The 21429-nt window shown below is 35.5% G+C and carries 16 protein-coding genes and 1 pseudogene; 12 read left to right on the forward strand and 5 right to left on the reverse strand.

Annotated features, from left to right (window positions below):
* Positions 1–15 precede the first annotated feature (15 nt).
* From BMY85_RS02980 to BMY85_RS02995, 4 genes and pseudogenes are all read right to left on the reverse strand, one after another.
* Positions 16–1491 (reverse strand): annotated as a pseudogene (locus BMY85_RS02980) (nucleotide sugar dehydrogenase).
* Between the two features lie 223 nt (positions 1492–1714).
* Positions 1715–2458, reverse strand: coding sequence for a beta-glucanase (gene bglS, locus BMY85_RS02985; protein ID WP_278280374.1), 744 nt, complete (start codon positions 2456–2458; stop codon positions 1715–1717).
* 56 nt (positions 2459–2514) lie between these two features.
* Positions 2515–3531: a glycoside hydrolase family 5 protein gene (locus tag BMY85_RS02990; RefSeq protein ID WP_177180596.1), complete on the reverse strand. Its 1017-nt coding sequence runs from the start codon at positions 3529–3531 to the stop codon at positions 2515–2517.
* A 145-nt stretch (positions 3532–3676) separates the two neighbouring features.
* On the reverse strand, positions 3677–4423 hold the full coding sequence (locus tag BMY85_RS02995) for a helix-turn-helix domain-containing protein (RefSeq protein ID WP_092476300.1): 747 nt from the start codon (positions 4421–4423) through the stop codon (positions 3677–3679).
* Positions 4424–4594: 171 nt separating this feature from the next.
* On the opposite strand from BMY85_RS02995, the gene BMY85_RS03000 reads away from it, so the two are divergent.
* From BMY85_RS03000 to BMY85_RS03055, 12 genes are all read left to right on the forward strand, one after another.
* The gene (locus BMY85_RS03000) at positions 4595–7420 is read left to right on the forward strand and encodes a carbohydrate binding domain-containing protein (RefSeq protein ID WP_092476303.1); all 2826 of its coding nucleotides are present in this window, start codon (positions 4595–4597) and stop codon (positions 7418–7420) included.
* 245 nt (positions 7421–7665) lie between these two features.
* Positions 7666–9315 carry a bifunctional diguanylate cyclase/phosphodiesterase gene (locus tag BMY85_RS03005; RefSeq protein ID WP_177180597.1) on the forward strand — a complete coding sequence of 550 codons (1650 nt, stop codon included), beginning with the start codon at positions 7666–7668 and terminating at the stop codon, positions 9313–9315.
* Positions 9316–9545: 230 nt separating this feature from the next.
* The gene (locus BMY85_RS03010; RefSeq protein WP_092476308.1) at positions 9546–9947 is read left to right on the forward strand and encodes a hypothetical protein; all 402 of its coding nucleotides are present in this window, start codon (positions 9546–9548) and stop codon (positions 9945–9947) included.
* A gap of 10 nt (positions 9948–9957) precedes the next feature.
* A complete protein-coding gene (locus tag BMY85_RS03015; protein ID WP_092476310.1) occupies positions 9958–10938 on the forward strand; it encodes a hypothetical protein in 981 nt (326 codons plus the stop codon).
* A 47-nt stretch (positions 10939–10985) separates the two neighbouring features.
* Positions 10986–11870 carry a diadenylate cyclase CdaA gene (gene cdaA / locus BMY85_RS03020; protein WP_092476314.1) on the forward strand — a complete coding sequence of 295 codons (885 nt, stop codon included), beginning with the start codon at positions 10986–10988 and terminating at the stop codon, positions 11868–11870.
* Positions 11848–13233 (forward strand): CdaR family protein, encoded by a 1386-nt coding sequence (locus tag BMY85_RS03025; protein ID WP_092476316.1) that lies wholly within the window; start codon positions 11848–11850, stop codon positions 13231–13233. The genes cdaA and BMY85_RS03025 overlap by 23 nt, the downstream gene beginning before the upstream one ends.
* A gap of 68 nt (positions 13234–13301) precedes the next feature.
* Complete coding sequence (locus tag BMY85_RS03030; RefSeq protein ID WP_092476319.1) at positions 13302–13592, forward strand: HPr family phosphocarrier protein; 291 nt, start codon at positions 13302–13304, stop codon at positions 13590–13592.
* A gap of 201 nt (positions 13593–13793) precedes the next feature.
* Positions 13794–15461 (forward strand): 2-isopropylmalate synthase, encoded by a 1668-nt coding sequence (leuA, locus tag BMY85_RS03035; RefSeq protein ID WP_092476321.1) that lies wholly within the window; start codon positions 13794–13796, stop codon positions 15459–15461.
* Between the two features lie 86 nt (positions 15462–15547).
* Positions 15548–15943, forward strand: coding sequence for a glycerol-3-phosphate cytidylyltransferase (gene tagD, locus BMY85_RS03040; protein WP_092476324.1), 396 nt, complete (start codon positions 15548–15550; stop codon positions 15941–15943).
* 1 nt (position 15944) lies between these two features.
* Positions 15945–16766, forward strand: a complete 822-nt coding sequence (locus BMY85_RS03045; RefSeq protein ID WP_242939660.1) for an HAD-IIA family hydrolase — start codon at positions 15945–15947, stop codon at positions 16764–16766.
* On the forward strand, positions 16763–17938 hold the full coding sequence (locus BMY85_RS03050) for a CDP-glycerol glycerophosphotransferase family protein (RefSeq protein ID WP_092476326.1): 1176 nt from the start codon (positions 16763–16765) through the stop codon (positions 17936–17938). Before BMY85_RS03045 ends, BMY85_RS03050 begins: the two co-directional genes overlap by 4 nt.
* Before the next feature lie 12 nt (positions 17939–17950).
* Positions 17951–19075 carry a CDP-glycerol glycerophosphotransferase family protein gene (locus tag BMY85_RS03055; RefSeq protein WP_092476328.1) on the forward strand — a complete coding sequence of 375 codons (1125 nt, stop codon included), beginning with the start codon at positions 17951–17953 and terminating at the stop codon, positions 19073–19075.
* Positions 19076–19466: 391 nt separating this feature from the next.
* Here BMY85_RS03055 and typA read toward each other — a convergent pair whose 3' ends face one another.
* The gene (typA, locus tag BMY85_RS03060; protein ID WP_092476331.1) at positions 19467–21299 is read right to left on the reverse strand and encodes a translational GTPase TypA; all 1833 of its coding nucleotides are present in this window, start codon (positions 21297–21299) and stop codon (positions 19467–19469) included.
* Positions 21300–21429 lie beyond the last annotated feature (130 nt).

Consider the following 21429-nt stretch of genomic DNA (forward strand, 5'->3'; position numbering starts at 1 on the left):
TGCTTAGTCCTCCCATTAATCTCTTTTGAAGATATCTCTTGTATATACTTTGTCTTTCACGTCATCTAGACAGGAATCGTAGCGGTTAGCAATAATGGAATGAGACATAGATTTAAACTTTTCCAAATCATTTACAATTTCTGAGCCGAAAAAAGTCTCACCATTATTAAGTGTAGGTTCAAAGATAATCACTTTTGCTCCTTTTGCTTTAATTCGCTTCATAACACCTTGAATGGAAGATTGTCTAAAGTTATCGGAATTTGATTTCATGGTGAGTCTGTAAACTCCTACAATGACTTCTTTTTCTTTGGTAGAATCCCATTCACTATTGGCTCCATATGCACCAGTAAGCTCAAGAACACGATCTGCAATGAAATCTTTTCTAGTGCGGTTGCTTTCTACAATGGCGCTCATCATATTTTGAGGAACATTATTGTAATTGGCAAGGAGCTGCTTGGTGTCTTTTGGCAGGCAATAACCACCGTATCCAAAACTTGGGTTGTTATAATGGGTTCCGATACGAGGATCCAGGCACACACCATTAATAATATTCTGAGTATTTAGATTTTTGGTTTCCGCATAGGTATCTAATTCATTAAAATAGGATACTCTAAGAGCCAGATAGGTATTGGCAAAAAGCTTGACAGCTTCTGCTTCTGTTGAGCCCATAAATAAAGTCTGAATACCTTCTTTTATGGCACCTTCCTGAAGCAAGGCAGCAAATGTATGGGAAGCTTCAAGGATCTGGCTGTCTGTTTCGTCAGTAGAAACAATAATGCGGCTTGGATATAGGTTATCATATAATGCTTTGGATTCTCGCAGGAATTCAGGACTGAAGATGATATTTTTAGTATGGAATTTCTCACGGACAGATTCCGTATATCCAACAGGAATTGTTGATTTTATAACCATAATAGCATTTGGATTCACTTTAAGGACTAGTTCAATGACACTTTCTACTGCAGATGTGTCAAACTAATTCCTCTTGCTATCGTAATTAGTTGGGGCAGCAATGACGACAAAATCTGCATTTTTGTACGCAGCTTCGGCATCCGTTGTAGCCAGAAGATTTAGTTTTTTTTCAGTTAGATACAGGCTGATGTAATCGTCTTGGATGGGAGATTTTTTTTGATTAATCATTTCTACTTTTTCGGGAATGATATCTACAGCCGTAACATGGTTATGTTGAGCCAAAAGAATGGCAATGGATAATCCTACATATCCAGTACCAGCTACTGCGATTTTGAGAGGAGAGGGTGAAGGCAGTTTTTTATGTGCTGTATCAATGAACACATCATTAAGTTCAAAGTCTAAAACTTCACCTAATGCTTCAAGCTGGGGAATTAAAGGAAGATAATCTTCCTGTTCTAAACGTGAAAGCTGGGCACGGTTAATGCCAGTTGCCTCGGCTAGCTGGGCTTGGGTCATTTTTAGGGCTTTTCTTTTACGTACTACGGTTTCTGCTAAGAGTGCAGTTGATAATTTTTTCATTGGTCCTCCTTGTTAATGTTAATAAAAAGAACAAAAAGTTGACAGTATGTAATGTATTAAAATATCTAATATAGTAACACTATTGGATAAAAAAAGCAATAATTTGAGAAGAATAGAGTAAAAAAATAAAAAAAGATTATTTAAAATAACAAGAGAGTACTCATTAGATGGAAGGAGTACTCTCTGTCTGTTAAAAGAATATAGCGCAAATAAATATATGTAATTAATAATTAACTTTAGTATAAGAACACCAGTCATACTGTGCTGTCAGTGGTGCAACGCCGTTATAATGGTTGAGCCAAGAATCAACTCCGCGGCCGTTCCAGATATTCATCATGATTTTACCTGGAACAGAAGGTATGTCACTCCAAGCAGTATAAACTGGTTTTGTATCTACATACCATGTGATGCTGTATGGTAACCATAAAAATCCATACTGATGGAAACCTTGTGAAGCATCGAAGCCTAGATTATAAACGTATTCATGATTTCCACGTCCATCTGTGTAATAGTTAAATTGCACTTGGCGAGTGTTTTTACCTAAAAATTCAATGTCAATTTCATCCCATCTAGTTCCGTCAGAAGGGCCTGTATAAGTAAAGAAAGAAGAAACGATACCATCATTTCTTGCTGGTTTCATGCTTACGTCGTACATACCATATCCGAAGGCCTGTCTGCTTCGGTATTCGCCACCAGTATATCTGTTGCCATTCCAGTCTTTTAATATGCTAAGGTTCATAATTCCGTTATTAAATTGTACATTGTTTCTAGTCCATGTACAATCAAACATATCACCATTGGACCATCCATCCGCTATTTCCATTTTCCAGTCTTCGTGGTAATCGAAGCCATTTCCCCAGTAATCTCCCCAGAAACGGTCTGCCGCATCAATTTTGGCTGTATTAGCTTGAAAACCACATGCAATAGTAGCGAAACATAGTGTTGTTGCAATAATTTTTTTCATCATAATAAATGCCTCCTTATTAAATTGATCTCCTCATTATCGGATGATATTCTGAAAGGTTAAATAATTTTTTTCATGAGAGTGTCTTTTACGTCAATGAAGCCATCCGTTATCCCAATGCTTTTATGCTGGTAATTCCACATTGCGTAGCCTATCTTATATTTTTTGAAAATAGCAGTAATATCGGTAAACCATACTAACGCATCTTCTGGATCTGCCAGTGCGATTACTCCGAATTCACCACAATACAATGGAATATCATAGTATTCAGCCATGGAAACTGCTTCTCCAAATAAAATTTCGAAAAATGGCTGTCCAATGGAATTGCTTTCAAACAAAGGACGAGGACAAAACGTGTCATATTTGTGAGATTTCTTTGGTGCTTCTTTGGCAGTCTGGGGATATGAAATTTTTAATCCAGACTGCATGCTTTTTACCCAGTAAGTGTTTTGATGAGAGAACATCATTGGTTCATAGCAATGGAAGCTGTAAACGATGTTATCGTCCATAGGAGGTTCCAGCAGGCGGATGGTTTCAAGACTATTGGACTGGACGCCGCCTATCAGTATTTTTATGGAAGGTGCAGAGTGGCGTATTGCAACCGTGCAGCACTTTACAAGCTCGTTCCACTTTTTTGCTTTTGTCTGGTCTATTAATTGATTCGATATTTCAAAAGCAAGAATGTCCTGATATGAGAATAGGCGAGCAGATAATGCTGACCATAATTGGATAAAACGTTCCTGCAGACGAAAATCAATAAATAGAGCATCAGATGATTCATGCTCATCAAAAACAGTACCAGCATTTTTATGTAAGACTAAAATAGCATGAAGATTGTGCTTTTTACACCATTTTATACAGTCTTCTACATAATTTAAGCTGGATTTGTTTAAAGATCCGTCTTTTTTTTGAATGATGTTATAGTCTACTATGAGACGGATGTGGTCAAATTTCATTTTTGCGATATCTTTTATATTCTCTTCAGTTAGGAATATGTGAAAATGTTCAGGATCAGCAGTTCTGGATATCCAATGCTCTATGTTGATTCCCTTCTGGAAATGTTCAAAGATTCGCATATGTATTATCTCCTTTGTGATTAAATTTGACATGGATTTAAAGAAAGGGAGAGGTTACCCTCTGCCTTGTTTATGATTAATATAGCAGTGCTGATATAAGAATTATATCATGATATTTGGTTTTATATTAGAATGTATACGTAAATTATTTTCTCCAATTGGAAGAATAATATCTGTCCCGGTATTGCTTTGGAGTTAAACCAGTATACATTCTTAAACAGTAAGTGAAGTGGCTCTGGGAACTGAATCCACAGTAATTACTAATGTCAGCGTAACTATAATCTGAAAACTTTAACATATTCATAGAAGCTTCTAATCTTACCTGAGCCACGTATTGAAAAAGCGTCTGTCCCATTTCTTTTTTAAAAAGGCTAGACAGATAGGAGGTATTTAGATTAACATGCCTGGCAATTTCTTTTAAGGTAATGGCATAGTGGTAGTTTTTATGAATATAATCTAAGCACTGTACAACAGGCTTGGATTTTGCTTTGTTCTTTGGTAGCTGTGCCATGCGTATTGTAAATTCATGAATCATTTTGCTGTGTAACTGCGTGATGGACTGTTCCGTATCACAAAGATCCGCCCGCTGGATAAACAGGTCACTTAAACTGTAAGCAATTTCTTGATCCAATCCGCCTTCAATACAAAATCGAGTAATCAATGCAATGGATATAACCAGATGATATTGAAGGTTTTTTAGTGGATTTTTAGATAGAATGCCTAATCCTTCGTTTGTTAAAGGAGTCATGAGCTGGCTGACACTATCAAGATCACCAGACTGAACTGCTGAGTAGAAAGCTAATTCCTGATCATAGGGACTATGATGCATTCCATATTCCAGATGAGTCAATAAGGTGTCTGATAATTCTCTGTTGAACTTTAAATCATTCATATGGCTTCTCCTTTTTCTGAACTAAATGATAAGATAGCTGTAATATAAATATTATACAATAAACAAAGTAAGATAGTAAAAGAATATTTTGATAAATATAAAAATTCTATGATAGATGTATAAAACTAAACATGATAGACTGGATCCATACTATGAAGGAGGTACATAGAAATGAAGAGAACATGGATTAAGAAAATTGCAGTTTTAATGTCTCTTGCTTTGGTGTTTAGCTTAACTAATACAGATGTTAGTGCAGCAGCAAAGAAAAAAGTAAGTGTTACAAAAGTAGAAATTACTAGACCAGTAACAGCAGTTTTAGTTTTAAAAAAAGGTGCAGCTTATTCTCTTAAACATAAGGTATCACCAGTCAATGCAACAGATAAAGCAGTAAAATTTACAAGCAGTAACAAAAAAGCAGTTACTGTATCGTCAAAAGGAAAGTTAAAAGCAGTAAAGAATGGTACAGCAAAAATTACTGTAACAGCAAATAATAAGAAAAAAGACAGTATTACAGTAAAAGTTGGAACTCCTATTACAGGGGTTAAATTAAGTAAGAGTTCAGTATCTTTAGTAAAAGGAGATTCTTATACATTAACAGCATCTGTTCAGCCAAGCAATGCTACATATAAAAAAGTGAGTTACGTTTCTTCTAATACAAAAGTGGCTGTTGTAACTTCAACAGGAAAGATTACAGCTAAAGGTACTGGTACAGCTGCTATTAAAGTAAAAACATTAGATGGAAGCTGCAAGAGCAGAACCTGCACTGTAAAAGTAAGTGCCCCAAATGCTTACAAACTGGTATTCCAGGATGATTTCAATGGAACAGAGTTAAATAAAAAGAACTGGAACTATGAAACACATGAACCAGGATGGGTTAATAATGAGTTACAGGAGTATACAGATTCAAAAGACAATATTTATGTAAAAGATGGAAAACTTGTTATTAAAGCCAATAAAACAAAAAAGACTGTAGATGGAAAAGAAGTAGACTGGTATACATCAGGTAAAGTTACTTCACAAAAGAAACAGGATTTTAAATATGGTAAATTTGTTATCAAAGCCAAAGGGGTAGAAGGACAAGGTTTATGGCCTGCTATCTGGATGATGCCTAGAGAAGAAAACTTCTATGGCCAATGGCCAAGATGTGGAGAAATCGATATTATGGAACTTTTAGGACATGAGCCTGATGTTCATTATTCTACGATTCACTATGGCAACCCTCACAATGAACAGCAGGGTGTTTACAAATTAGAAAAAGGCAGCTTTGCAGATAGTTACCATGTCTACGAGTTAGAATGGGAACCAAGCTACATGTGCTTCTATGTAGACGGTCATTTGGTAAAAAAAGTAACTGACTGGTATACAGCAACAGAAGGGAAAGGGGAAGTAACATTTCCAGCACCATTTGATCAATATTTCTATCTTCAGTTTAACTTAGCGGTAGGTGGAAACTGGCCAGGTAATCCAGATGCTACAACAAACTTTGACAATGCCAAATTTATGATTGATTACGTAAAAGTATATCAAAAAGCAAAATACGATGAAAATGTTAAGAAACCAGAAAAACCACCAGTAGTATTAAGAGATCCTGATGGGAATGGCAACTATATTGTAAATGGTGATTTTTCCAAACAGGAAGAATTAGCAGATGATATTGGATGGGGCGAAAAATATGCCAATGGCGGTGCTGGTAAAGTTATATTAGAAGATGGAAAAATGGTAATTAAAACAGAGGATGCTGGTTCAGTAGATTATTCTGTGCAGATTGTACAGCCAAATCTCCCAATGAAAAAAGGCGGACAGTATAAATTAACATTTGATGCATATGCGGATGAAGCACGTACCATGATTGCAGATGTTTCTGGTCCAGATAGAAGTTATGTACGTTATTTTAATGATACAAAGGTTGAATTAACAAAAGAATCAAAGCCTTATTCATTTGACTTCACTATGGAACAGGATGATGATGCAAATGGCCGTTTAGAGTTCAATTTAGGAAATCAAGGCTCCAAAGCAGCTGTTTATATCAGCAATGTAAAATTAGTTAAAACTGGACAGACGGAAATTAAGCCTCCAGCAAAAACTGTTTTAATGGATGGAAACTATGTATATAATGGAGAGTTCCAAGAAGGTTCAGATAGAATGTTATACTGGACTGTAAAAAAGGCAGCAGGAACTTCGGTTGAAGTAACAAATGTTGAGGGAAGACGTGAATTAAAAGTAACTGCACCAAGTACAGCAAAATTAAATGACGTATTAGTAAAACAAGATGTTGCTATCTCAGCAAATAAGTCCTACCTTTTAACCTTTGATGGTTATGCAGAAAAAGCTAAAACTGCTGAAGTAAGGGTAGCAGGAAAAACATTTAAAATAAACTTAACAACAGTCAAAAAGCAATTTAAATTCAAAGTGGAAACGGGTGACAAGTTAGCAAACAAAGATTTAATATTTGCACTTGGTACTGCAGGCCCTGCTTACATTGATAATGTTAGACTTGCAGATGATGCATTACTTGTAAATGGAGATTTTATAAGTGATTTTGTAGGCTGGACACCATTTGCAGATGGTGGAATTTCTTCTTCGGTTTCTTATACAGTAGATAGTCAGAAAGAAAATCAGGCAGCTGCATTTGAAATTAAAGACACTGGGGATCAAGACTGGAAAGTACAGTTAATGCAAGATGGTATTAATTTGGTAAAAGGCAAAACATATAAACTTACATTTGAAGCTAAGACAGATTTAGCTGGTGGACGTAAGATTGTTTATAACATCGGACATAACGGAAGCAGTGATAATGACTGGACATCCTATTCAACTTCCAAGCTAGCTGATTTGACATCTTCTTACCAGAAATTCAATGTGGAATTTACAATGGAAAGTGCATCTGATGCTGCATCAAGATTATCATTTTCCATGGGAGCTGTTGATGGAAAACAAATTAAAACAACACATAATATTTACATTGATAATATTACATTGGAAGAAATTGAAAAATAAGACGTAAAGTAATACTAAAGTCTCATATTTATGGTATTTACCGTAAGTATGAGACTTTTTATGATGACTTAGTATTTTTAGTATGTTAAAATAAGTACAGAGCAAAATTTGTACATAAATTTGAATTACTAAAAAAGGACCTGCTAGTAAGAGAGAGGAACTTAGTAGTAGAATTTCAATTTACATTATAGATATTACAATTTAAAAAGTTGGAATTTTTAAAAAATGTAATGGAAGGTATGAGTATGGAGAGTATATTAGATAATAAGTTGTATGAAGCTTTTGCAACAGCTTCCGAATATGTTTACATTTATGTTTCAGATTTTCGGACGGATTTGGCTAGATGGTCAAAAAATGCGGTAGAATATTTTGGCTTGCCAGGAGAGTATGTAAAGGATTCGGCAAATATGTGGCAGTCGAGAGTGCATCCAGATGATAAAAAAAAGTATATGGAGGATATTGGAGAGGTTTTCGAGGGAGGAAAATCAAAACATGACTGCAGGTACAGGGTTAAAAATAAGTATAATGAGTATGTGTGGGTGGAATGCCGAGGCAGTGTGATTACAGACCAAGAGGATCAGCCAGTTCTATTTGCAGGCATTCTGACTAGGATTGACAGTTATAGTAAATATGATGCTTTAACAGGATTAATGAAACTGGATGAATTCTTTCAATGTGAGTTAGGAATGGAACAAGGGGCACTCCTGTTAATCTGCATTGATGAGTTTCGAAAGATTGTTTCAAGCCATGGTTATGAGTATGGGGATAAGGTACTTGTTGAATTTTCTAAAAGATTGATAAGTCTGGGAGAAGACAAATATTCCATTTACCGATTTAGTGGGGATGAATTTATGCTTGTGTGTCCTGAAATGAAACTAAAAGGGGCGAAGCAGCTTTTTCAGAAAATTAGCGAAGAATTAGCAGTTTTTGATGAGAATCATAAGCATCAGCTCCGTCTTGGAGTTTCAGGTGGTGTAACTTTTTATCCTGAGGAGGGCAGGGAAAAAGAAGGTTTGATTAACAATCTGGAACATTCGCTTGAGTATGCAAAGAAAAACTGCAGAGGGGGAATAGTTGTTTTTAATCAGGAGATAGCAGATATGCAAAAAAGGGCTCAACTGCTGTGTGAAGATTTGAAAAACAGTATTCGTTCTGGTTTTAAAGGATTTGAATTGTATTTTCAGCCGCTTTATGAAAAGACAACGAATAACATTGGAGGATGTGAGGCATTATTAAGATGGAAAGGTGACCATATAAAGGATTCTTGTCCAAGCGAATTTATAAAGGTACTGGAAGATCATGGAGATATTCGGGATGTGGGATATTGGGTAATGGAGCAGGCACTATGGTATCAGAAAAAATGGCAAATGTTTTATCCTGATTTTCATTTAAGTTTCAATGTATCTTATCAGCAGTTTATGGACGAGAACTTTGTAGATATCCTGTTTCAGAAAGTACGGGAAATTGATGCAGATCCACAAAAGATCATCATTGAACTGACTGAGAGCTGCCAGGTTCAGGAACCGGAAAGTCTTGCGATTGCGTTCAGGCGTTTAAGAGAATATGGATTTACTATTGCATTAGATGATTTTGGAACAGCATATTCCTCTATGGAAATGTTAAAATATCTTCCAGTAAATTATATTAAAATCGAGCACTCTTTTGTTAAGGATTTAGCGAATGAGGGACATGAGATTGACTACATTATTATAGAAAGCCTTCTTTCTTTATGTAAGAAGTTAAACTGCATGTCGATTGTAGAAGGGGTTGAAAACAGTTCGGTGAAGAACATGATTGAAAAAATGGATGTGACTTATCTGCAAGGATACTATTTTTCAAGACCAGTACCTGAAGAAGAATTTAGAAAAATGCTGATAGAAGCTTACAAAGCTTGATTACCAGTTACTTAAAAAATATTACAACATATACGTTTTATTACATCTGCAGTGGGAAATTACTAACGTATTCAAATAGCCTGCTGCCTTCTTTTCTCTATAATCGGAATTGCTTCATTAAAAAAGGCAGTGAAATTTATTTGTCTAATATTTCACTAATCTTGAAATAGGGTCTCGAAATTAAGCTGTTAATATGTTATACTTAAAAATGATGCCCTTGGAGGTGGAATATGTTAAATGAGAAAAAAATCAGATTAATGACCAGGCTTTCTTTATTTGAAGAGTATGAAGGAAAAGAAGAAATAAAAATAGACCGGTATTATAAAATAGATTATATTCGATACCAGATATTAAAATCAATGCTTTGTGTCACGCTGGGATATGTACTGATTCTGCTTGCTGTATTTGTATATCAGTCAGAGTATATATTAGATAATATTACAAGTATCGCATATAAATCAGTTGGAGTATATATTCTGACAGGCTATCTGTTTCTGCTTTTATTTTATTCCTTTATTACGGGAATAGTCAGTTGCTTTCGATACGAAAGATCCAGAAAGAAGATGAAAAAGTATAAAAAAAATTTAAAGACTCTAAAACTCTTATGTGAAGAAGAAAGTGAGTTGAAGTAGGAGGAACCGGATGACGAATTTATTGGAGTTCAAAGAAAAACTCAACCATTTTTATGCGAAATATGGAAGGTTTATTTGGCCTGTATTTAAATTTATTATTGCATTCATAGTATTTACATTAATTAATCAAAATATAGGTTACGACCAGAGACTTAACAATGGTTTGGCTGTTATGGCCTTATCAATAGTGGGAGCCTTTTTGCCATCTACGGTTCTAGTTTTAATGGCAGCATTATTTACCGCAGTTCATGTATATTATGTATCTGTTGCATTATCTGTTATTTTAATTATGCTGTTTTTGATTTTATATTTCCTTTGTATACGTTTTATGAAAAATTCAGGATATGTTGTGCTGGCGGTTCCAATTCTTTACTTATTGAAGGTTCCATTTGCAGTTCCTATTTTATTAGGATTAATAGCAGGACCTTTATCTATTATTCCGATGAGTTGTGGAATTATCGTATACTATTTGTTTAAGATTATTAAGGGAGCGAACCTTGTCGCAAACGGAACTTCAGTTGAAGATATTTTAGGAGTATATAAATATGTAGTTGATCATGTCATTAGCAATAAGGAAATGATACTTGTTATTATAGTATTTGGCGTTACTTTGCTGCTGACATATTTTATACGGAATCTGTCTATAGATTATGCGTTTCATTTTGCAATACTTGTGGGAGCGTTAGCAAATGTATTAGCATTTTTGATTGGTGGACTGATACTTACTGTTGCAATGAATCTGACATTTATCATTGCAGGAAGTGCTGTTTCAGGGGTGATTGTCCTGATAATACAGTTTTTTAGGTTAAACCTTGATTATTCCACTGTAGAATTTACGCAGTTTGAAGATGATGATTATTACTATTATGTAAAGGCAGTACCAAAAGTGAAAATTACAGTACCGAAAAAAGATGTAAAAAGAATTAATGGAGAAAACCATGATAAGGCTGACGATGCTATATCTGAGTCAGTGGAAGAGTTAGAGCGGTAATTGGAACGGGTTGATTGGAATGGCAAGTGCCATGGAAAGAGGTAAGGATGGAAACCATTAAGAACTTTATGAGCAAGTATTTTGGAGGATTGATTCTTCCAGATGTGACTCCGATTGATATTTTTGAAATTATCATTATTGCATTTGCTTTATATCACATTATTATATGGATAAAGACAACTAGAGCATGGATGCTTGTAAAAGGTATTATTGTTCTTCTTGTATTTTGGGTAATTGCAGTTATTCTCGATATGAGTGCAATTTTGTGGATTTTCAGTAATTCAATTACATTCCTTACTACTGCAGTTGTTATTGTGTTTCAGCCAGAGATTAGAAGTGCATTAGAACAAATCGGAAGAAAAGACATTTTCCGTTCGCTTATGCCATTCGATGATACCAGAGAAAAAAGTGAGAAAAGTGAAACAAAGATTATAAACGATATTGTAAAGGCTACTTTTGAACTGGCGAAGACTAAGACGGGAGCTTTAATTGTATTGCAGAATGAAGTTCCTTTACAGGAATACGAAAGGACAGGAATTGTCTTGGATTCTGTTATTAGCAGCCAGCTTCTGATAAATATATTTGAGCATAATACCCCTCTTCATGATGGAGCTGTTATTATACGGGAAAATCGAATTACTGCCGCAACATGTTACTTGCCATTGTCTGATAATATGGCACTTAGCAAAGAACTAGGGACCAGACATCGTGCTGGAGTAGGTATCAGTGAGGTTACAGACAGCCTTACGATTATTGTTTCAGAAGAGACTGGAAATGTTTCTATTGCGTTGGAAGGCGAGTTAATCCGTGGTGTAGATGGAGACTATCTTAAGAGCAAGCTGAAGCAGTTATCTGGAGCAAGTACGGAAACTAAGAAAAAACGTAAGTTGTGGAAGGGGAGACAGAAGGATGAAGGAAAAACTGCTCAATAATCTAGGGATTAAAATTTTGTCAATCTGTCTGGCAACGTTTTTATGGATTGTAATTGTTAATATTGAGGATCCAGTAAAGGTAAGATCGTTTACAAATATACCTGTTCAGATTCTAAATGAGAGTACATTAACTTCAAAAAATAAAGCGTTTGATATTATTTCAGGTGATACAGTTGATTTTTCTGTTTCTGGAAAACGTAGCCAGATAGAGAAGCTGAAAAAAACAGATTTTATAGCAACTGCTGATTTGTCACAGCTTACAGCACCATTTGACACTGTAAAAATAAATGTAGAGTGTACGAAAACTCAGGACATAGACATTGTAATGGGAAAAGTCAGCACCGTAAGAATATCCTTAGAGGATATTGTGAAAGAGAGATTTTCAATTAAGGTAGATCCAGTAGGTACCTGTGCGCCAGGTTATGCTTTTGGGAAAGCCGAAGTTTCGCCAGTCATGATAGATGTATCTGGTGCTGAATCTATAATAGAGAAAATTTATGACATTCGGGTATCGGTAGACATTAACGGAGCTAATAAGGATATTACAAGGGCAGTTGTGCCAAAAGCATATAACAGGAATGGGGTTGAGATTCTAGCTGATAAGTTGAAATTCTCATATAATGAAGTAACTGCAAAGATAACAATATTAAATACAAAAGTTATCCCAGTTGTGATTGAGACAGTGGGGAAAGCAGCTTTGGGATATGAGTATGCGGGGGCTGCATTTGAACCACAGGAAATTGAAGTAAAAGGTGAGAGCGATAAGCTGAAAGCGATTAACGAGTTACCTATACCGTTGAATATAAGTGGGCTGAAAAAGGATGAAGAGTACACCATTTCGGTTCATGACCTGTTACTTGGTTATGGAGTATCGGTAGTGGATCCGGAACTTGAAAATCTTGTTGTAAAAGTAACCATAGAGAAATTAGTGGAAAGAACATTTTCTATTGCAGAAAGTGATATACAGTTTGAAAATTTAGAAGATGGTTTGGGAACAGAGTTTGTTAATCCGAATAGGGTATATAGTATAAAGTTAGCAGGCTTAGAAGGAAAGATTGATAAACTGAATGTGGAGGATTTAAATCCTGTGCTGGATCTTGGAAATCTTTCAGCAGGAAGATACCGACTTGAATTAAAACTGAATCTGCCAACAGGAATAACACAAGTATCTGCGGTGATAATTCCTATAAAGGTTGTATTAGGGGCAGATGAAAGACCAGTTATATCCCAAAAGCCACCTAAAAATGAAATGGAAGACAAACCCATTGTGGCACCAGACATTGAGCCGTCAGCAATGCCATCCCAGACACCGGCTGAGCCATCAGAGACACCGGTTGAAGAAGAGGATAAAGAAAAAGAATAGTGCAAAGACTGATTTGTGCAAATTTAGATGGGTTATAAGGGGATTAGATTATTTAGGAGGGGAGTTATATGGTAAGTGCAGAAATGATATTGCCTAATCCGAATGGATTGCATCTTCGCCCAGCAGGAAGGTTTTGCACAGAAGCACTAAAATACACCTCTTCCATTACAATTCAATGTGGTGAGAACAGAGTGAATGGAAAAAGTGTATTAGGAGTGCTGGCAATAGGGCTAAGATATAAAAGCCATTTTCAGATTATATGTGAGGGTGAGGACGAAGAGGAAGCGTTAGCGGCTTTAAAAGAACTTGTGGAACAGGGCTTGGGAGAACCATTGCTAGATAGTGTGAAAGGAAGATAAAGGGTTGCGGAATAAAAAATGTGGTGATATAATGAAGTACGCAACAAAAAAGGAAAAGGATAGTGATTCGAATGGGGCTAGAATTGACAGTATAACGCTCTTTATTATCAAAATGTACAGTGTGGTTTATCGACTCTAAAATATCAGTGTAAAAGACTGGTTTAATAATAAATGTACAGCGATAAGAAGGAGTAGATTAAGATGTTAAATTTTAAAAGATATAAACGAGTGCCAGTAGTTGATTTGCCAGACCGCCAATGGCCTAATAATGAGATTCAGAAAGCACCAGTATGGTGCAGTGTGGATTTAAGAGACGGTAACCAGGCATTAATTGAACCTATGGTAGTGGAAGAAAAGATAGAATTTTTCAACTATTTAGTTAAAATCGGATTTAAGGAGATTGAGATTGGTTTCCCATCTGCATCTCAGATAGAATATGACTTTCTTAGACAGTTAGTAGAACGCAACTTGATTCCAGATGATGTGACAGTGCAGGTGCTGGTACAGTGCCGTGAACATTTAATCAAAAGGACATTTGAATCCATTCAAGGAATTAAAAATGTTATTGTTCATATTTACAATTCAACCTCTACGTTACAGAGAGATGTTGTATTTAATATGGATAAGGAAGAAATTAAACAAATTGCCATAGACGGTACCAATTGGGTAAAAGAGTATGCAGAAGACTTTGATGGAAACTTAGTATTAGAATATTCTCCAGAAAGTTTTACGGGGACAGAACTTGATTTTGCATTGGATATATGTGATACCGTAGTGCGTACGTGGGGAGGTTCTAAAGAAAAACCTGTTATTATTAACTTGCCTGCAACAGTTGAAATGAACACGCCGAATGTGTATGCAGATCAGATCGAATGGATGTCAAGGAATTTTGAAAATCGAGAAGCTATTATCTTAAGTGTACATCCTCATAACGACAGAGGTACAGCAGTAGCAGCAGCAGAACTTGCTTTGCTGGCAGGAGCTGACCGAGTAGAAGGTACTTTGTTTGGCAATGGAGAACGAACAGGTAACGTAGATATTTTAAACATAGCATATAACATGTTTTCACAAGGTATCAATCCAGAGCTGGATTTAGAAAATGTGAACGAGTCTATTGAAATATATGAACGTTGTAATAAGATACCAGTACATATCCGTCACCCATATGCGGGAAAATTAGTGTTTACAGCATTTTCAGGTTCACATCAGGACGCAATTAATAAAGGCGTGAAAGCTATGGCGGATAGAGGACAGGAACAATGGGAAGTACCTTATTTACCAATTGATCCTTCAGATTTGGGAAGAGAATATGAACCAATTGTGCGAATTAATAGTCAGTCAGGAAAAGGTGGAGTTGCATTTGTTATGGATACCTATTTTGGGTTTAAGCTTCCAAAAGGCATGCATAAAGAGTTTGCGGATGTAATTCAGGTAATTGCAGAGCGTCAAGGAGAAGTTGCACCTGATACGATTATGGCTGAATTCAAAGCACAGTATATTGATAAAAAAGAACCTCTGCATTTTAGAAGAGGAAAACTTGAAGATGTTTCAGATACAAGTGATAATTATGATACAAAACTTACATTGGTGTATACGAACCATGGAGAAGAGAAGACAGCAGAATCAACAGGCAATGGACCTATTGACGCTGTAAAAAGCTGTTTAGAAAAGGCAGAAGGGGTTAATATTAAGATATTAGACTACACCGAACATGCATTAAATTCTGGTTCAAACGCACAGGCAGCAGCATATATCTGCATGCTGGATATGGATACAAAAAAAGTAACATATGGAGTTGGTATTAGTTCCAATATTACAAGGGCTTCCATAAGGGCAGTCTTTAGTGCACTGAACAGGATTCGGGAATAATTCATGTAAGCAGGAGTGGGGTTAAATACAATCCCACTCTTTTAAGTTGCATTATATGCGAATATAACAAGAAGGGAAAAGATAAAATGAAAAAAGTAATTACTTATGGAACTTATGATTTACTACACGTAGGGCATATTAACTTATTAAGAAGGGCAAGGGAACTAGGAGATTATCTGATTGTAGTACTGTCTTCTGATGAGTTTAATGCATTAAAACATAAAACAGCATATCATTGTTATGAAGATCGTAAAATTATTTTAGAGGCAATTAAGTATGTAGATGAAGTAATTCCTGAGTACACTTGGGAACAGAAAATTAAGGATGTTCAGGATAACCAGGTAGATGTGTTTGTCATGGGAGATGACTGGAAGGGCCAGTTTGATTTCTTAAAAGATTATTGTGAGGTTGTTTATCTTCCAAGAACTGAAGGAATTTCAACTACTAAGATTAAAAATGACCTTCATTTAGGGAAACAGTAAAATGAAAAAGCTAACCAATGAAATGATAAGTAAGAAGCTGTTTCTTTTAGATATAGATGGAACAGTAGGGTTTGACGATGTATTGCTAGATGGTGCAATGGATTTCTTTCATAGGGTAAAGGAAAAACAAGGGAAGTATGTTTTTATAACCAATAATTCCACAAAGAGTATAAGTGATTATGTGGATAAATTTATAAAAATGGGCGTAGATGTGGATGAAACCAGTTTTATTACATCTTCCTATGCTACGGCTAGGTATTTAAAAGAGAAATATAGGGAAGGACTTATTTTTGTTGTTGGAACTGCTTCTTTTCTTCAGGAATTAAGGAGTTTTGGCCTTAATGTTACAGAAGACATTGAAGCATCTATTGAAGCAGTAGTTGTAGGGTTTGATAATGAGCTTACTTATGAAAAGATAAGAAAGGCTTGTGAACTCTTAGAGACCAGAGAAGTGGATTATATCGCAACGAATCCGGATCTGGTATGCCCAGTTGGGTTTGGTTATATTCCTGATTGTGGTGCAATCTGTGATTTTATTGAAAAGGCCACAAAGAAGACACCTTTGTATGTGGGAAAACCTAATCCAGTAATAATAGATATGTGCCTGCAGGCAACTGGGTTTAGCAGAGAAGAAACGGTCGTTATAGGAGATCGTCTTTATACAGATATTGCATGCGGAAATAATGCATCTGTAGATACTGTGGTTGTATTTACTGGTGAGGCAAAACCAGAAGATTTGGAAGAGACTGAGTTTGGGCCAACTTATTTCTGCGATTCCATAGCAGATATTTATCAGTCATTGTGTTCAATAGGTGTATTATGAAAAAAATAATAAAGAAATCAGGAAAATATGTCTTTCTTTTACTGTATGCCTGTATGAGAAAGGTATTGCCAGTGAAGAAAAATGTTATCTTTTTTGAGAGTAACGTAGGAAGAAATTACACAGGAAATCCTAAGGCTATTTATGAGAAATTCGTAGAACTAGGATTAGATAGAAAATATGATTGCGTATATAGTCTGGAGAATACAGAAATTAGTATCCCTGGAAAAATTAAAAAAATAAAGAGACTACGTTTTTTCTATTTTTATTATCTTGCAATTGCAGGGATCTGGGTTAGTGATTCTAGATTACCTGAGTTTGTTGTAAAAAGAAAAGGGACTAGTTATATTCAGACCTGGCATGGGACACCCCTGAAAAAACTTGCATTGGATATGGACAGTATTCATATGGATGGAGAGTCTAGCTTAGAAGAGTATAAGAAGAAATTCCAAGAAAATAGCAGTACATGGGATTATCTGATTTCACAAAATTCCTTTAGTTCAGAAGTGTTTGAAAGGTGTTTTGATTTTCATAAGAAAATGTTAGAGTATGGTTATCCAAGAAACGATGTGCTGTTTGCCAGAAATTCCAAGGATAGTATTATTGAAATAAAGAAGAACTATGGAATTCCAGAAGGAAAAAAGGTAATTTTATATGCACCTACCTGGAGGGACAATGAGTTCTATGGCGATAACCGCTATAAATTCAATCAGGCATTAGATTACCATAAACTTATGGAACAGCTGTCAGAAGATTATGTGTTACTTGTAAAATGCCATTATCTTGTGCAAGATACAATTGACTGGTCCGAGTTTGAGGGATTTGTGTATTCCTTTGATTCGAAAACGGACATAGCAGATTTATATCTGGTATCAGATTATCTGATAACAGATTATTCTTCCGTTATGTTTGATTACAGTATTTTAAAAAGACCTATGTTCTTCTTTGCATATGATTTAGAGGCTTATAAGGATGAACTGAGAGGATTTTACTTTGATTATTTAGAAGAAATTCCGGGTCCAGTATCTCAGAATACAGAGGAACTGGCTGAACAGATTCTTTCGTATAACAAGGAGCAATGGACTGAAAAGTATGAGGCATTTTCAAAGAAATTTAATACATTTGATGATGGAAATGCAGCGGCAAACATTGCTAAATTAATAGAATCCTTATAGAGGAGGAAGAAAATGAAAAAGAAAATTGGATATTGGATATATGCAATATTCTTTTATTTCTTTCGTCTGTTCCCGCGAAAGAAGAATAAAGTATTTTGTGTGATGACTCATGATGGCAGTCCAGGAAGCAGTGTGGGCGTTGTTGTGGAAGCGTTAAAAAAGCAGTTTCCAAAATATCAATATATATACATGAAGAAAAGCGATCGGGAAGGTGTAAAGAAGCACGTTATAAAGTCATTTTTTGGATTTTTTCTGGCAAAGCCATATCATATGGCTACGGCTTCTTATGTTTTGTTAGATAATGTATTCTTGCCAATGGCGTATCTTAAGTTCCATAAGGATGTGAAGGTTATACAGCTATGGCATGGAACTGGCACGATTAAAAAATTTGGACAAGATGCGAATGCTGGAGAAGTGAAAAGATTAGAGTTTCTGGCAAACCAGTCCATAACTCACTTAATCGTAAATTCTGAATATACAAAAAAGCAATATGCCCAGGCATTTGGAGTAGATTTAAGCAAGGTTTTTGTTTTGGGATTGCCAAGAACAGATGAAATGTTTTCAGAGGAAATAAAGAACAGAAAGCAAAATGAGTTTTATGCGGAATATCCTGATTTAAAAGGAAAAAGAATTGTATTATATGCACCAACCTTTCGAGATCAAGAGGTGGATGCACCTAAAATGGAACTGGATATTCAATACTTGCGGGAACACACAGATGAACAGACGATATTTCTGATAAAGCTGCATCCTTTTGTTGCTAAGAATTATAAAACAGATGATTCCGAACGATTTATTAATGTATCTGATTATCAGGACATAAATACATTATTATTTGTTAGTGATATATTGATTACAGACTATTCTTCTATTATATTTGAATATTCTGTATTAGAACGTCCTATGATTTTCTTTGCTTATGATCTGGAATGTTTTAGTAAAAATGGACGAGGTTTTTATGAAGAGTATCTGTCTTATGTGCCAGGACCTGTTGTATATTCAAATAAGGAATTGGTCCAGAAATTGAATGAGAATACATTTGATTATGAGAAAGTCATAGAATTTAAAAAAGGCAGTTTTGCTTATTTAGATGGCAAATCTCTTGAAAGACTGATAAGTCAAGTGTTTAAAGCATAACCTGAAAGAAATATGAGGTTATGCTTTTTTTAAATGGTGGAAGTCGCATCTGACATATACAGATTAAGGAAAGTATATTCAATATTAGTAATAAAGTATCATGTTGAATTGTAAATAAATGTACGTTATAAAGATAATAAGGTCGAATTTGCTCGATATATAGCGAATTAAATCAATCACTTTTTTTCCTATCATATGGAAAAATCATTATAGAAATGTTACAATATATTCGCGTAAATAATGTTATTATGTATTTCACACTTCACTAGATACTAGATGCTAAGAGGATTTTAGAAGTGTTGTATAGAATTACAAAAGAATTAACAGATGTAACGAGTGGGAGATAATAAAAAAGGTGTTACAGTCTGCAGCACCTTTTTTATATCAGATACTATTTACCATTTTTTTTGGAACGATAGCGTTCTGTACTATCTAATATTTTCTTTCGTATTCTTAAGGAACATGGGGTTACCTCAAGTAATTCGTCAGTATCAATAAACTCTAGCGCCTGCTCTAAGCTTAATATTTTAGGAGGGGTTAGACGAAGTGATTCATCTGAACCAGAGGCTCTTGTATTGGTTAACTGTTTACGTTTACATACGTTGACTTCAATGTCTTCTGCTTTCGCATTTTGTCCAATAATCATACCGCCATAGACTTTTTCACCAGGTCCAATGAATAAGACACCACGTTCTTGTGCATTGTATAGACCGTAAGTGATAGACTCGCCGGATTCAAATGCGATGAGAGAACCCGTCTTTCTGTATTGGATATCACCCTTATAAGGTCCATAGCCTTCATAGATTGTGTTGATAATTCCGTTACCTTTGGTATCTGTTAAGAATTCACCACGATAACCAATAAGGCCACGAGATGGAATAAGGAATTCTAAACGCTGATATCCGCCATTTGCAGCAGACATGTTTTGAAGTTCACCTTTACGCTGGCTTAATTTTTCGATAACAGTACCAGAGAATTCCTCAGGAACATCAATATATGCTCGTTCCATAGGCTCAAGAAGCTGTCCGTTTTCATCTTTTTTGTAAATTACTTCAGCTTTGGATACAGCAAATTCATAGCCTTCACGACGCATATTTTCAATTAATACAGAAAGATGCAATTCACCACGGCCAGACACTTTGTAACTTTCGGTAGATTCTGTTTCTTCTACACGAAGGGAAACATCTGTATTAAGTTCTCTAAAGAGTCTTTCGCGTAAGTGCCTTGAAGTAACAAATTTGCCTTCTTTACCAGCTAATGGACTGCTGTTTACGATAAAGTTCATAGAAATAGTTGGTTCTGAAATCTTTTGGAATTCAATTGGGACAGGATTTTCGGGGGAGCAGATCGTGTCACCAATGTGCAAATCGGCAATGCCAGATATGGCAACGATTGCACCAATAGAAGCAGTTTCTACTTCAACTTTTTTAAGACCATCAAATTCATATAATTTGTTAATCTTAACCTTTTTAAATTTATCAGGTTCATGATGATTTACGATTACGACGTCCTGGTTAACTTTTAAAGTACCGTTGTCTACTTTGCCGACACCAATACGGCCAACATATTCATTGTAGTCAATTGTACTGATAAGAACTTGTGTATTCGCTTCTGGATTTCCAGTTGGGGCTGGAATATAATCAATTATTTTCTCAAATAATGGTTTCATGTCTACAGGTTCGCCATCTGGTTCTTCCATTGCAAAACCGCTCTTTGCAGAAGCAAAGATAAATGGGCAGTCAAGCTGTTCATCGGTTGCATCAAGTTCGAGGAAAAGTTCAAGAACTTCATCTATCACATCTGAAGGACGGGCTTCAGGACGATCAATTTTGTTTATACAAACGATAACAGGAAGATTTAATTCTAATGCCTTCCTTAAAACGAACTTAGTTTGTGGCATTGGCCCTTCAAAGGCATCCACAACAAGTATAACACCATTTACCATTTTTAGAACACGTTCAACTTCACCACCGAAATCAGCATGTCCAGGAGTGTCAACAATATTTATCTTAATGTCGTTGTATACTACGGCTGTATTTTTTGAAAGTATTGTGATTCCGCGTTCTCTTTCGATATCGTTGGAGTCCATAACACGTTCTTGAACTGTTTGATTGGCACGAAAAACACCGCTTTGTTTAAGTAATTCATCAACGAGTGTTGTTTTACCATGATCAACATGGGCAATAATAGCTATATTTCTTACATCTTTTCTTGTAGTTATCATAGCGACCTCCTTGTGTTTACAAGTGTAAGCTTTAACTTAAACATTGTAACACATACGAAAAAATTTACAAGACTTTTGTTCTAAAAAGGAAATGGCAAGCATATAATGATAAAGGTAATTATTGGAAATA

The sequence above is a fragment of the [Clostridium] polysaccharolyticum genome (genome assembly GCF_900111595.1).
GTDB classification, from domain to species: Bacteria; Bacillota; Clostridia; order Lachnospirales; family Lachnospiraceae; genus Clostridium_AI; species Clostridium_AI polysaccharolyticum.